This window comes from Endozoicomonas sp. (assembly GCF_051008435.1).
In the GTDB taxonomy this organism is placed as follows: Bacteria; Pseudomonadota; Gammaproteobacteria; order Pseudomonadales; family Endozoicomonadaceae; genus Endozoicomonas_A.
Window position 1 is genome coordinate 1 of the sequence record NZ_JBPCXO010000394.1, and the last position, 12,027, is coordinate 12,027.

15 protein-coding genes are annotated in these 12,027 nt (G+C 48.5%); 8 read left to right on the top strand and 7 right to left on the bottom strand.

From position 1 onward, the window contains the following. Positions 1-117 precede the first annotated feature (117 nt). Positions 118-1,503, bottom strand: coding sequence for a hypothetical protein (locus ACR2PX_RS20145; protein WP_434001153.1), 1,386 nt, complete (start codon positions 1,501-1,503; stop codon positions 118-120). A gap of 341 nt (positions 1,504-1,844) precedes the next feature. Between ACR2PX_RS20145 and thrS the strand changes: the two genes are divergently transcribed. The 4 genes from thrS (at position 1,845) to rplT (ending at position 5,154) form a co-directional block, all read left to right on the top strand. Continuing rightward, entirely contained in the window at positions 1,845-3,767 is a 1,923-nt protein-coding gene (gene thrS / locus ACR2PX_RS20150; RefSeq protein ID WP_434001154.1) for a threonine--tRNA ligase, read from the top strand. A 36-nt stretch (positions 3,768-3,803) separates the two neighbouring features. Beyond that, positions 3,804-4,394, top strand: a complete 591-nt coding sequence (gene infC / locus ACR2PX_RS20155) for a translation initiation factor IF-3 (RefSeq protein ID WP_434001155.1) — start codon at positions 3,804-3,806, stop codon at positions 4,392-4,394. Positions 4,395-4,567: 173 nt separating this feature from the next. After that, a complete protein-coding gene (rpmI, locus tag ACR2PX_RS20160; protein ID WP_434001156.1) occupies positions 4,568-4,759 on the top strand; it encodes a 50S ribosomal protein L35 in 192 nt (63 codons plus the stop codon). Positions 4,760-4,797: 38 nt separating this feature from the next. After that, complete coding sequence (rplT, locus tag ACR2PX_RS20165) at positions 4,798-5,154, top strand: 50S ribosomal protein L20 (RefSeq protein ID WP_434001157.1); 357 nt, start codon at positions 4,798-4,800, stop codon at positions 5,152-5,154. A gap of 57 nt (positions 5,155-5,211) precedes the next feature. On the opposite strand, the gene ACR2PX_RS20170 is transcribed toward rplT, so the two are convergent. The 5 genes from ACR2PX_RS20170 to smrA all read right to left on the bottom strand — a co-directional run bounded on the left by ACR2PX_RS20170 (position 5,212) and on the right by smrA (position 8,743). Then, positions 5,212-6,102: a hypothetical protein gene (locus ACR2PX_RS20170; RefSeq protein WP_434001158.1), complete on the bottom strand. Its 891-nt coding sequence runs from the start codon at positions 6,100-6,102 to the stop codon at positions 5,212-5,214. Beyond that, positions 6,099-6,677, bottom strand: a complete 579-nt coding sequence (locus ACR2PX_RS20175; protein ID WP_434001159.1) for a hypothetical protein — start codon at positions 6,675-6,677, stop codon at positions 6,099-6,101. The genes ACR2PX_RS20170 and ACR2PX_RS20175 overlap by 4 nt, the downstream gene beginning before the upstream one ends. 1 nt (position 6,678) lies before the next feature. Next, positions 6,679-7,704: a hypothetical protein gene (locus ACR2PX_RS20180; RefSeq protein ID WP_434001160.1), complete on the bottom strand. Its 1,026-nt coding sequence runs from the start codon at positions 7,702-7,704 to the stop codon at positions 6,679-6,681. Between the two features lie 68 nt (positions 7,705-7,772). After that, positions 7,773-8,105: a hypothetical protein gene (locus ACR2PX_RS20185; RefSeq protein WP_434001161.1), complete on the bottom strand. Its 333-nt coding sequence runs from the start codon at positions 8,103-8,105 to the stop codon at positions 7,773-7,775. A 59-nt stretch (positions 8,106-8,164) separates the two neighbouring features. After that, positions 8,165-8,743: a DNA endonuclease SmrA gene (gene smrA / locus ACR2PX_RS20190; RefSeq protein WP_434001162.1), complete on the bottom strand. Its 579-nt coding sequence runs from the start codon at positions 8,741-8,743 to the stop codon at positions 8,165-8,167. Between the two features lie 205 nt (positions 8,744-8,948). On the opposite strand from smrA, the gene ACR2PX_RS20195 reads away from it, so the two are divergent. The 4 genes from ACR2PX_RS20195 (at position 8,949) to ACR2PX_RS20210 (ending at position 11,905) form a co-directional block, all read left to right on the top strand. After that, the gene (locus tag ACR2PX_RS20195) at positions 8,949-9,530 is read left to right on the top strand and encodes a hypothetical protein (protein WP_434001163.1); all 582 of its coding nucleotides are present in this window, start codon (positions 8,949-8,951) and stop codon (positions 9,528-9,530) included. After that, on the top strand, positions 9,484-10,314 hold the full coding sequence (locus ACR2PX_RS20200; protein ID WP_434001164.1) for a hypothetical protein: 831 nt from the start codon (positions 9,484-9,486) through the stop codon (positions 10,312-10,314). The genes ACR2PX_RS20195 and ACR2PX_RS20200 overlap by 47 nt, the downstream gene beginning before the upstream one ends. A 116-nt stretch (positions 10,315-10,430) precedes the next feature. Beyond that, positions 10,431-11,159, top strand: coding sequence for a hypothetical protein (locus ACR2PX_RS20205; protein ID WP_434001165.1), 729 nt, complete (start codon positions 10,431-10,433; stop codon positions 11,157-11,159). Between the two features lie 116 nt (positions 11,160-11,275). Continuing rightward, positions 11,276-11,905: a protein-tyrosine phosphatase family protein gene (locus ACR2PX_RS20210; protein ID WP_434001166.1), complete on the top strand. Its 630-nt coding sequence runs from the start codon at positions 11,276-11,278 to the stop codon at positions 11,903-11,905. Between the two features lie 13 nt (positions 11,906-11,918). Here ACR2PX_RS20210 and ACR2PX_RS20215 read toward each other — a convergent pair. Then, on the bottom strand, positions 11,919-12,027 hold a 109-nt coding region (locus ACR2PX_RS20215; RefSeq protein ID WP_433997355.1), incomplete at its 5' end, for a zinc ribbon domain-containing protein.

The window sequence follows — 12,027 nt, forward strand, 5'->3', positions numbered from 1 at the left end:
TGGCTCTATCCTTTGCTGTTCTCGGGATCAAAGTCAGTAAGGATAGACAAAAGAAAATGACGGGTATTTCCCATAGGTTGGAGGGCTGCACTGGGCAAAAAGTCGCCGCGAAGCGGCCTACCTTGAGTCGGTGGTGCATATGGCTTTTTCAGCACCAGGCATTTGCAGAACCGCCTTCAGAAAGTTCAGTCTGGCTTCTCTTGATGTGTCGGGTTTACCTTTTATATGGGCATTGTTGGTGATGTCTCTGGTTACTTTAAAAAGGACGTTGGGGGCCAGGCTTCTCCCTTCTTCAAAATAATCGAAGGGATTGGCTCCCGCTTCAAGTTGAGCAAGGGCATTGGTCCAGTTAATATCCAGTGCAGGCTTGCCGAGAAGGTTTGTGAGTTCCTGGGTTGCCACGTCGTTCCAGGCTCCCGGTATTGTTTGAGCAACAGGTTGTTTTGTTTTTGATTCAATGGGGTGAGGAGTGGCGGCTTTTGGCTGTAAGGCGACTTTTTTGGCTGAGCTGGAAGTCGGAGGGGTGGATAAAGGTGGCTCTTCAGAGGAGTTAACGGGTTGAGTGTTTGTGACAGGAGGCTTTGTGGGTTTAGGTTCATCGGCCAGAGAAATCAGATCTTCTTCAATCAGTGGCTTTGGCAGGCCCATCGTCGGAACAGCATGCTTGGGAGATTGGCCGGGAGAACCAGGCGGTGTTATCAGAGGTAAAACCGGAGGCTGTTTGACCCCTTTTTTAAAGCCCGCTTTTTTTTCCAGCTCATTGGTGTAAACGTCAGTTTGTTTTTTTAAAGCACGATAACCGTATCTCAGGACAGGTCTTTCGTGATCACGAAGAGGCAGCTCACTCAGTGCAGATTTTTTGTTTTCAAGCCAGGAATCAATAGCGCTGGTAAAGGCAAAGCACTGAGCCTGATGGTTCGCCTCAGCAACTTGCCCCTGAGTATTCTCAAGGCCAAAACTGAACACAAACCCCTTGTAAAGCTCATTCATGTCACTCTTAAAGTTAGCGGGATCATCCAGTCTGCTGGGAACACCCTGTGCAAGATCGTTGAACAACTCGTCCATATAAAGGTGGGTTTTTACCATCCTGGCGCCAGTACAGGCCAGCAGGTCATCCAGTTTGTGCTCCAGTTGATCCAGAGGCAGATCTACCATGGCGTCGGCTTCTGCGTCCAGACGCTGCCGGTTAATCTGAAGCATGCTGGATTCATCGAGTGCCGAGATGTTCTGGTCGCGAAGCAGCCTGGGAGGTAGCTTTGCCCGTTTGTGAGCCATGTCGTCTGCCTGCAGCGATAAAGCGATAAATGCCTCTTTGAGTGGTTGCACATTTCTGCTGCGAAAGGTCCCTGTTCCCTTGGCGAAAGTGGTTAAATGGCCGTCACTGCCAATGGTGGGCTTGTACGATTCGCCTTTATACTCCTGGTCCACCAGTGCCTTGCAATCTTTTTTCCAGGTACTCACAAGAGCGTATGCATTCTGAAGGGCAGGATCAGATCGTTGCATTTTTAAGCCTCAGGCAAGTGACAATTAAGGGTATTTATCGGCGATTATCAGGTGTTCCTGACTTGACACAGGCTGTGAAAAACTCACAATGCTAAAAGGGTTGATCGCTCCAGATCAGCTCAATAAAAAACTGTCCCAAGATTTTCTCCCTTTCAATCAGCGAGAAAATCCAAGCAACCCCTGGTATGGGTTGCCACTGGTACAAAGGTTCTCAGCCCCTGGTATGGGCTGGTAAGAACGATGAGCAAGCAGCCTCCGGTATAGGTTGCCACTGAATATGAACAAAATGCCCATAGCGGTTTAAAAGCCCCTTGCGGCAAAAAATTAAGGAATTTCTCCTCATGCCTGTAATTACGCTTCCCGACGGCAGCAAACGTGAGTTTGCTGACGCAGTTTCCGTAATGGAAGTGGCCCAGGATATTGGTCCGGGCCTGGCCAAAGCGACTCTGGCGGGTCGTATCAACGGTGAGCTGGTGGATGCCAGTGCCAAAATCACGGATGACTCTGAGCTGTCTATTATCACTTCCCGTGATGAAGAGGGTGTTGAAGTAATCCGGCACTCAACGGCTCATCTGCTGGCTATGGCGACCCAGGATCTGTACCCAGGTGCCCAGGTCACCATTGGTCCTGTGATTGATAATGGCTTTTTCTACGACTTCTCCTACGAACGGGCATTCAACCTGGAAGATCTGGAGAAGATTGAAAAGCGTATGGCTGAGCTGGCCAAGCAGGATTTAGGTATTGAGCGAGTGGTTATGACTCGTAACGAAGCCCTCAGTGCCTTCAAGGCGATGGGTGAGGAATACAAGGTAGAGATCATCAATGATCTGCCAGAAAGTGATGTGATCTCCGTTTACCGTCAGGGTGAGTGGATGGATCTTTGCCGTGGACCCCATGTACCTTCCACCGGAAAACTGAAAGCATTTAAACTGATGCGCGTAGCCGGTGCTTACTGGCGTGGTGATTCCAGCAACGAAATGCTGACTCGTATCTACGGTACTGCCTGGGAAGACAAGAAAGCCCTGAAAGCTTACCTGCAACGTCTGGAAGAAGCCGAAAAGCGTGACCATCGCAAGCTGGGTAAAAAACTGGACCTGTTTCATATGCAGGAAGAAGCTCCGGGAATGGTGTTCTGGCATCCAAACGGCTGGGCTATCTACCAGGAGCTGGAACAGTACATGCGTAAAAAGCAGGTTATGCATGGCTATAAAGAAATCAAGACACCTCAGCTGGTAGACCGTTCTCTGTGGGAAAAGTCCGGTCACTGGGACAAGTTTAAGGACGACATGTTCACAACCAACTCGGAAGAGCGTGATATTGCCGTTAAACCCATGAACTGCCCATGCCATGTTCAGGTGTTCAATAAGGGGCTGAAAAGCTATCGCGATCTACCACTGCGACTGGCAGAATTTGGTTCCTGCCACCGTAACGAGCCATCAGGTGCACTGCACGGAATCATGCGTGTTCGAGGCTTTGTTCAGGATGATGCCCACATTTTCGCGACAGAAAACCAGATCCAGTCTGAAGTGGCTTCCTTTATTGACTTCCTGCATGAAGTTTATGAGGACTTTGGTTTCAGTCGTGACAATATGCTCTACAAGCTGTCTACCCGCCCTGAAAAACGCGTAGGTTCCGACGAAATCTGGGATAAAGCCGAAAAAGCACTGGCAGATGCCCTGAATGCTCAGGAGTTGCCTTGGGAAGAACTACCGGGTGAAGGTGCTTTCTACGGACCTAAAATCGAATTTTCCCTGAAAGACTGCATTGGTCGAGTGTGGCAGTGTGGTACGATTCAAGTGGATTTCTCAATGCCCGGGCGCCTGGGTGCTGAATATGTTGATGAAAGCGGTGAACGTAAAACACCGGTAATGTTGCACAGAGCGATTCTCGGGTCGTTTGAGCGATTCATTGGTATACTCATTGAACACTATGAAGGGGCAATGCCTCCATGGCTGGCTCCCAAGCAGGTTGCCATCCTCAACATCACTGACAGACAGGCTGATTATGCAGCCGAATTGGAAAAAATGTTGATGGAAAACGGCGTTAGGGTAAAAGCGGACTTGAGAAACGAGAAGATCGGCTTTAAAATCCGCGAGCACACCTTGAATAAGGTGCCTTATTTGCTGGTTATTGGCGATAAGGAAATGGAAAACAGAACCGTTGCTGTGCGTACCCGTACAGGTGAAGACCTGGGTACCATGCCAGTAGAGGCATTCGTGGAACGCCTTGCAGCGGATATCAGCAAGCGTGGCCGTACTGCGTAATTAATCTGTTCTGTGGCTTGTCGAGCAATTTATTTAATGTCGACAGGCCCTTTCGCACAGGCTGCCTTTACAGGAGATACACCTATCAGACGTAACAGCTTCCGCGATCGTCGCCCACAAAAAGCGCCGATCAATGAGAATATCCGTGCCAAAGAAGTCCGACTGATTGGGGCCGATGGCTCTCAGGTGGGTGTGGTTGATACCCGTGACGCTTTGTCCATGGCCCAGGAAGCAGGGCTGGATCTGGTTGAAATTAATGCAACCAGCGAACCGCCAGTCTGTAAGATCCTTGACTACGGCAAGCATCAGTACGAGCAAAAGAAGCAGAAAGCCGCAGCCAAGAAGAAACAGGTTCAGACTCAGGTGAAAGAAGTTAAATTTCGCCCGGGCACAGAGGATGGAGATTACCAGGTAAAACTGCGCAACCTGGTACGTTTCCTGACTGAGGGCAACAAAGCGAAGGTTTCTCTTCGTTTTCGTGGTCGTGAGATGGCTCACCAGCAGCTGGGCATGGAACTGATGAGACGGGTTGAAAAAGACCTGGAAGAACTCGGAACCGTTGAACAGCATCCAAAGATGGAAGGCCGTCAATTGATCATGGTTATTGCCCCGAAAAAGAAGAAGTGATTTATGTACAGGATGTACGGTATCCCAATAATGCAGGAGCAATTATTGGGGCGCTGACTCCATGTGTTTCATTCACTTTTATTTTTAATATCCCGACACCTCCAGGCTCTGAAACGAGCGCCGCTCTCTTATATAAGAAGGGGTAGGTAGTCGCGAATGCGGAGTGCTTTTTCATGCCAAAAATGAAAACCAACAGTGGTGCCGCCAAGCGTTTCAAGAAAACTGCTAGCGGTTACAAGCGTAAGGGTGCCTTCAAGAGTCACATCCTGACCAAGATGACCACCAAGCGTAAGCGTCAGCTGCGTGGTACCTCCATGGTATCGCCTGCGGACCAGGGTCTCGTTAAGCGTATGCTGCGCGACTAATTAACGCTTTTTAGATCATTTTTTCGGAGATATAGCTCATGGCACGTGTAAAACGTGGTGTAATCGCGCGCAAGCGTCACAAGAAAGTTCTTAAGGCAGCTAAAGGCTACTACGGTGCACGTTCACGTGTATTCCGCGTAGCTAAGCAAGCTGTAACCAAAGCAGGTCAGTACGCTTACCGTGACCGTCGTCAGCGTAAGCGTCAGTTCCGTGCTCTGTGGATTGCCCGTATCAACGCCGGTGCGCGTATGAACGGTCTGTCCTACAGCCGTTTCATCGCTGGTCTGAAGAAAGCTGCGATCGAAATCGACCGTAAGGTTCTGGCTGATCTGGCTGTACATGACAAGGCCGTTTTCGGTCAGCTGGTTGACCGGGCTAAAGCTTCTCTGGCTTAAGTCTGATTCATATCAGTGTCTAACGGGGTTATGGCTTTGCCATAGCCCCGTTTTATTTCAACCTTCTGGTAAATCTCTTCCCATCAGAGTGTGTGTTTTTTTAATCATCTGATTCAGATCTTGCATCCATTCATCAGCAAGACTCGATATTCTGGGATCATCGCTGGTGGCTATTTCTGCGCATTTGGCTTTCAGGTCCAGTGCCCGACCGTTTAATTTTGATAAATCTTTTACGAAAGCTTCTCTGCTGTATTTTTGATCTCTCCCAGATTTTGCTTCCAGTTTTTCCAGCTTTTCTTCCAGCTTTCCTGGTCCCAGCTCATGTTTGATATGATCAATCATTGTTTCTATTTTGCTGCAGGCTCTCAAACGATCTGATTTCAGGACGACTTTCTGTTGCTCGGCGGCTTTATCACTTAATCGATAGTAACTTCGATTCCGGGGCGTATCGTTGACGACTTTGTGTGCGCCTCCATAAGGAACGACCAGATAGGCTTCATAGTCCGTGCTGACTTCTACTTCTTCCTGAAATCTGGCTGCTGTGTCTTTGAGCTCATTGAGTTTACTAAAGAGTGTTTCAAAGGTTGTACCTTGCCCACAGATCTGGTGAACCTCACCAATCAGGTCAGAGGTTTCTTTACCATGGGGAACCGGGAAAAACTCCATGGCACACTCCATGTCAAAACTGCCTTGAGCGTAAGTGACGCCAACCTGAACTTCTGGTTTCTTGGGTTCTGACTGAGCTGACCATGGATCGACTTTGTGATCCTTGATAGGGGTAGATGGTGGTGTACTTTCCTGGCTACTGCTTCTGCGGAACATTTTTCCGAGTGTTTCGATGCCCGAGTCATCTTTAGTAACACTCCAGTGTTTCCATGCGTTCATAGCAAGTTGCACAAGACTGGATTCAAACAGCGACTGTTTTATCTGGGTCCACGTAATTTTCATAGTTGCTGTCCGCTATTGTCAGTATGGGTTGAGTTCTTTTCTACAGGCTGCTTGCTAAAGCTCACTGTTGCTTCATCCAGGGGAAGGAAGATGGCATCCAGTCGACCTATGTAAGGGAATTCAAGGGGGAAGTTCCAGCGTCGATAGTTGCTGCCATAATCCTGGGTGGAATATTCATACACGACATCTTCCATCGTCACCCGGGCTGTGCAGTTAACATTGCCCGCCAGCTCATCGGGTAGCTCGGAAAGTTTTAATACCTTGTAGCAGAGGTTGGCGTATTGATCGGTTTCTGCTGAGCATTCGAAGACTTTCGAATAAACCGGTTTGCTGAGCCAGCCAAAGAGATCCCACAAAGGAGACTGAAAGCAGTTCAGCTCTAATGAAAAGGTTTTGGTGGAAGGAGGGGATAAGGGCGTTTCTGCAATATGGATATAGAGATCAAACTGTTTAGCAGAGGTTTCTCTGATATCTCGATTTCTGGAATAGAGATTGTTTGAAATGAGGTCGGCAAGCAGCTCTCCTGAAAAGAGCAGTATTAGGCTGGCCGAAAACAGTTTGAAGGATTTATTCATGTCATCTTCTCTGAAGTTTTAAGTGTTGGAGGATCATTAGACAGGCCAGGGCCAGTAGGGCTGGCATTAGCCAGATCCAGTCAAGTGGGTATGAGTTGATGGACATTAATAATGAAAGCACTCCTCCGCCCAATGCGATGGCCACGCCCAGGCCGAGCGCTGCACTCAGAGCAGGCTTTTGCAGGTGCTGATCGAGCATTTTCAGCATGACAGGCGTGGTTGCTTGGAGGCAGGCAAGACCTGCTGTCAGTGTGATGACTGAACCTGTTTTTTCTGTGAACAACAGGAAGCCGGAAGCCATGATGAGTGCCGGCAAGAGCCATTGCTTGGTCGACAACCTTGAATCCACCCAGCCTCCTGCCAGTTTTCCAATAAATGCAGCCGCAGCCATAGAGAGCAGAAGCGGGGCAGAAAGCGTCAAGTTGCCTTGATAGAAGCTCCATACCAGAGAACGTATTGAAATCAGCAGGAGGAGAGCAGCGATAAGACAAAAGCTGATACTGAAGTGTTTGGCAGGTAATACGGCTTGCCTGGATTTAATGGCTGAAGTGCTTATAAAAAGGCTGCATAGCAGGCCTGCTATTAATACCCACGAAACAAGGGTGACTTCACTGATACCCGCAGCCATTCCAGTCAAAAGGCCTAAAGCCCCGGGGGCAATAAACCAGCTGAGCTGCATTGAGTCGTTGTTGGCAGATTTCAGGCTGACAGAACCCGCGCTGACATGAAAGAGTGCGCTGGCAGTGGCAATGCAGAACAGGGTCAGCCAATAGCTCTCAGGGGGTAGCATGAGGGCAACAATCGCCAGCACGAGTGAAGAGTGAATAGCGGTGTTTTCGTGTTTCTCTGGCAGGAGGCTGAATACTGGCTGGCAACCGAAAGCAATCAGATTATAAGCAAGAAATAATGGAACTAAAGTTTCCAGTGGCATGGTGAGGAGCCAACAGCCCGCGAGATAGCCTGCGCTGGCATCTGAAAGGGCGTGTTTCAACCCAAGCTTTTGACAGACATTTGGCTTTGAAAGCATGGCTGTGCCTGAGAGATCGATAGATTCTATTCAATCCCTATCGACGGACATCGGGTTTTACTGAACGTTCAGACGCTCAGAATCCAGGTGCCGACCAGCAGGGAAGTCAGGTTGGCCAGGAAGGCGGTTGGCAGGGCCAGTCTGACTCGGGTTTGCAGCCAGCTGGCCAGAAGGGCTGTTTCAACAATGATGACCAGGCTTTCGCCAATCAGCAGCAACTGGTTGTATTCCATCCAGTGACTGAGGACGAACCAGAGCCAGGGAAGTGTGAGGGTAGAGGCCATGAAGCCAGCAAAAAGGACTTTAGGCCTTGGTGCGGATTTGTGTAGCAGCAGATAAATAACAGGCAGTTCAAGAGCTAGTGTCAGTAGCCAGGCAATCAGAAAATCGTTAGGTATCATGACCTGTCATCCTTCGAAGTGATCAAAGGGATTATCGACAGGTCATATGCTCGCTGGAATCAGCCTGCTCGTTTTGCGTGACGTTCCCGATTTTCAAGCTTTTCTCTTTCGCTCTTTCTCAGAACCACATAAAGCGCGGCAGAGCCTCCATGAAACTTCAATGCGGTATGAAAGCAGAGCACCTGATCCATTTCTCTGAGCCAGGTGTTTACATAGCTTTTAATGATTGCGGGCGGATTGCTGTTCAGGCCTCGACCATGATTGATGATCAATGAGCGAAGCTCGTGTTGTTGGCAGTCATTGATGAACTCAAAGACGGCTTTTCGGGCTTCTGCGGCCGTGTGGTTATGCAAGTCCAGTCGGGCTTCAATATCGTATTTGCCCAGCCGTAATTTCTTGAAAACACCTTCCTGAACCCCGGAACGTTTATATGCCAGATGATCGTAGGGCTGAACTCTTTTCGGGTTATCAAGGGATAAAAAGTTAGGGTCATTCAGCTCAGCCTGGGCAGCCTTCCGTCTCAGAGCCTGACCTGGAGTCATTGCCTGATTCTTCTTGAGGTCCGCTTTGGGGCGGCTTTTCAATGGTGCCACTCCCTCCATTTCCTGAAGGAACAGATCCTGATCGTCGTAACTCATGGCTTCGTAACTTGTGCTTGAACGGTTGGATGTGTATTTCGGTCTAGAAATTTGAGCATACCAGAAAGGTCAAACAGCAGAAAAGAGGTCTGTGTCCATGGTGTGGGATAGAGAGTGAGGGGTTGTTAGTAATCCTGACCAGATTGTTAGAAACCAGTTGAGAAAGTTGGGATCAAAAGTATATGAGAGTAGGGAGAACTGAGGAATGAATGGAGCAGGTTTTCAGCCCGTCAGTACAGTTACGGCAGGGCATTCAGTAGAATCATCGGCTGGAGATAGGAGTCAATCAAACGGCAGGACCGTTGCATGCAAAAAAAAGTCTTTCCGCACAAAAAACCTGAGTCCTGAGCCTCAGAGGCTCCATTTCAAGAAAGCCATGCAGGATCTGGATGTCGTTTGTGTGATGGATCCTGAGCGGTTTCTGGCACATCCGGAAATGCTGGATATGGGCTATCTGGAGTCATCGTCACTGGATGGAAGTATGATCTGTCAGCGTATTAAGATTCTTAGAAAAGGGGATGTCAGTAGAGGTTATGAAGACCAGGGTGTGATTTATTGGCAGCATGTTCTGGAGCAACAGAAGGCATTGGAAAAACTTGGGGCAGCTGTAGAGGTGGCTTTTTCCCAGACTGTTTTTACCATGGAGCGGGGTGGGACCCAATTGTATGACTTCCTTTTGCCCTATATCCCTGAGGGGGGGGCGTCCTGCCGCAGCTGTATCTCTGCTAAAAGATACTACTGTGCATACTGGAACACGTATCAACAGGATGGTCGAGAGAGCTTATAGAGTCTGTCAGGATGGCTTCCAGAATGTGGGCATTGTAGAAGTCAGTATCGGTGGGACGCAGCTTGGCAAAATATCCGCCTCGTTACAGGAACGATTTAAAGACTATTCTGGTGACCCTGTTCAGCTGAATCTATACATCCTCAAGCAGGCTCTCTCTAAAAACAGAGGGGAAGCAATTTCAAAGAAAGGGTACAGCCCTGTCCATGTTAATAACGACGTCACTCTTGTTTTTCATATAGTAGAAACCCCATTTTTGATGGGCGAAGATGTTGATCAATATCTCTGTTACGACTTCCATAATCAGCACCCTGTCAATTTGATTTTACCGGATGGGACGCTCTGGCAGCTTCGTTCACCGGAAGGAACCCGGCGAACGCTGAAGAATGTGATGTCAGGAAGCTATAACGGTCTGGTAACTTCGCTTTATGAGAGTCGACCGGTCCAGGGTGCTCTGAGTTTTAGTCTGTGTCAAAGTGGCAGCCTATACAGTCAGGGGGCAGAAAGAACAAAAACAGGGGGGGGACTGGGTAGAGGAGCGGCGTTCAATTTCATCCTGGAAAAAGGCTGGGATCCGATTCCGATAAGGGTCGGAAGAAGCCCTGATCTGACAGAACAGTTCCTTACTTTTCGAGGAGAGTTAGCTAGCCTGCAAGACTGGTCATTGTCTATCGTTCGTCAGTTGCATCAAAAATACGGTCATTTACCTTCCAGCCAATACATGAAAGCCTGCCTTGGGGAGTTGAGCCGCCAGCCTTTCAAGAGCTGGAAAACTTATTATCCCTGATGTGCTATCAAATGTACCAAAATAATGACCCAGGCATTTATTCGGCTTTCAAAACGCATAAAAAACTTATTCTTGCCAAGCTGCCCCAGCTTTCAAAAATGCTAGGTGGGAGTGATATGACAGGGGAGGGGGTATCGCTGCAAGCAGTAAAAGGCAGTCAGCAGGTATCTCGACATAATGTCTGCAGAGGGGTTGTTGAATCTGGAGCAAAAGTTCTGGAATCAGGAAAAGCGCTGCTTTGTGTTGAAGGTTCTCGGTCGGGCCAGGGTCAGATCACTAACTTCTTGAAAAACAAATGTACCCGTTGGGTGAATGAACTCTGCGACTGGCTGACGAGAGAAGTGGTGGGACCCGTTGATGACTCTCAATTAAGAGGAGTGCTCAATCAGCTTCAACGGTTATTAGACCAGGAAGTTTTAGGTTTAGAAGATAGCCAGAAAAACACTGTGAACAGGCAAACTGCATTGTTGTTGTGTAAAAAAATTGAAGACTGTCTGAAGTTGTTGAACCCTGAATGCAATTCTGCAGAAAAGCAAGCCATTCGCAGCCGTCTTAAAATAGAAATGGAGATGGAGCAATCAAGAAAGTCGGGTCAGAGTAAGAAGTCTCAATCTGTTGAAGCCGTCTGTGAAAGCTCTTTAACAGGACCTTTTGCTGATAAGCTTCAGTCTTTAATTAAATTTTCCGGGAAGCGACTTCGTGGTGACGCCATTAAAAAGCTCTGTGATTCACTCAAACAATTTGTACAGGGTGAGCAAGGTAAGCAGAGTCTGTGGTGGGCTCAAAGACAAAGCTCCAGCCGAAAGCGGGCAGTAAAGTTTCACTTCCGGAACCCTATTCTCTGAAAGCGCACAAGATTTATTATGATGAACGCTATTCGGGTATTGCTATGAGAGGACCCAGGCCAGAAGAGATGGCCAGTGTTTTCAAAATGGCGGAGCAGTAAAACGTAGGGGTATTTTTGGATCTTATTAATACAGTGGACCGTACTTCTGACAAAGGTCGTGGCCGTTTTAACTGGGCTTCAATCCCTGATAAGGGAGTGGTGACTTTTGGAGAATATGGTATTGAGAAGCAGAGTGAAGAAATCGTTCCTTTTCATAATCTGCTTCCGGAAAGAAATAGTCGAGGGAAAAAGGTCAGTGCTGTGGTGAGGGTATTTAAGCTCACTGGGCCAGAGGGAGAAAGAGAAGTTAGACAGGTTTCTTTTCCGGACTGGCCCGATATGAAACCTTTGCCGTTTGAAGTCTTGAATGAATTGCTGAACTTGGTGAAAACTCAGAAAGCCTGTTGCCCGGGTCAGAGACTGTCGGTTAACTGCCTGGCTGGCTTGGGTCGCACAGGCACATTTTTGGGAGTGGAAGAGGTCAGCAGGCAGGTTGAAATTAATGAGCTGACCACTGAAAACCTGGAGTTTCAGGTGATTCAGATTCTGATGCAGGGAAAGCTGTCCTGTCAGCATACAGACTTTGTCCAGACTTCGGGTCAGAACCGCTGTTTTCAGGAAGCAGCCAGACGATATGTGACGTTGTCGCAGCAGTCTGTTGAAAGCTGCCCGTCAGAAACTGACAGGCAAGGAAAAGATCATTGACATCCTCCCCGCCCTAAAGGACGGGGATTCCTACAGCTAGACGGTCATGCCCGACCGCAAGAATGTTTCTTGCTGCGTTTACGTCACGCAGATGTTCAGCTCCGCACTCTGAACAGACCCAT

Coding starts and splice junctions, on each gene's coding strand:
- ACR2PX_RS20145 (WP_434001153.1), bottom strand. CDS start 1,503: ATGCAACGATCTGATCCTGCCCTTCAGAATGCATACGCTCTTGTGAGT.
- ACR2PX_RS20185 (WP_434001161.1), bottom strand. CDS start 8,105: ATGATACCTAACGATTTTCTGATTGCCTGGCTACTGACACTAGCTCTT.
- ACR2PX_RS20175 (WP_434001159.1), bottom strand. CDS start 6,677: ATGAATAAATCCTTCAAACTGTTTTCGGCCAGCCTAATACTGCTCTTT.
- ACR2PX_RS20170 (WP_434001158.1), bottom strand. CDS start 6,102: ATGAAAATTACGTGGACCCAGATAAAACAGTCGCTGTTTGAATCCAGT.
- ACR2PX_RS20180 (WP_434001160.1), bottom strand. CDS start 7,704: ATGCTTTCAAAGCCAAATGTCTGTCAAAAGCTTGGGTTGAAACACGCC.
- smrA (WP_434001162.1), bottom strand. CDS start 8,743: ATGAGTTACGACGATCAGGATCTGTTCCTTCAGGAAATGGAGGGAGTG.
- ACR2PX_RS20195 (WP_434001163.1), top strand. CDS start 8,949: ATGAATGGAGCAGGTTTTCAGCCCGTCAGTACAGTTACGGCAGGGCAT.
- rpmI (WP_434001156.1), top strand. CDS start 4,568: ATGCCAAAAATGAAAACCAACAGTGGTGCCGCCAAGCGTTTCAAGAAA.
- thrS (WP_434001154.1), top strand. CDS start 1,845: ATGCCTGTAATTACGCTTCCCGACGGCAGCAAACGTGAGTTTGCTGAC.
- ACR2PX_RS20205 (WP_434001165.1), top strand. CDS start 10,431: ATGACAGGGGAGGGGGTATCGCTGCAAGCAGTAAAAGGCAGTCAGCAG.
- rplT (WP_434001157.1), top strand. CDS start 4,798: ATGGCACGTGTAAAACGTGGTGTAATCGCGCGCAAGCGTCACAAGAAA.
- infC (WP_434001155.1), top strand. CDS start 3,804: ATGTCGACAGGCCCTTTCGCACAGGCTGCCTTTACAGGAGATACACCT.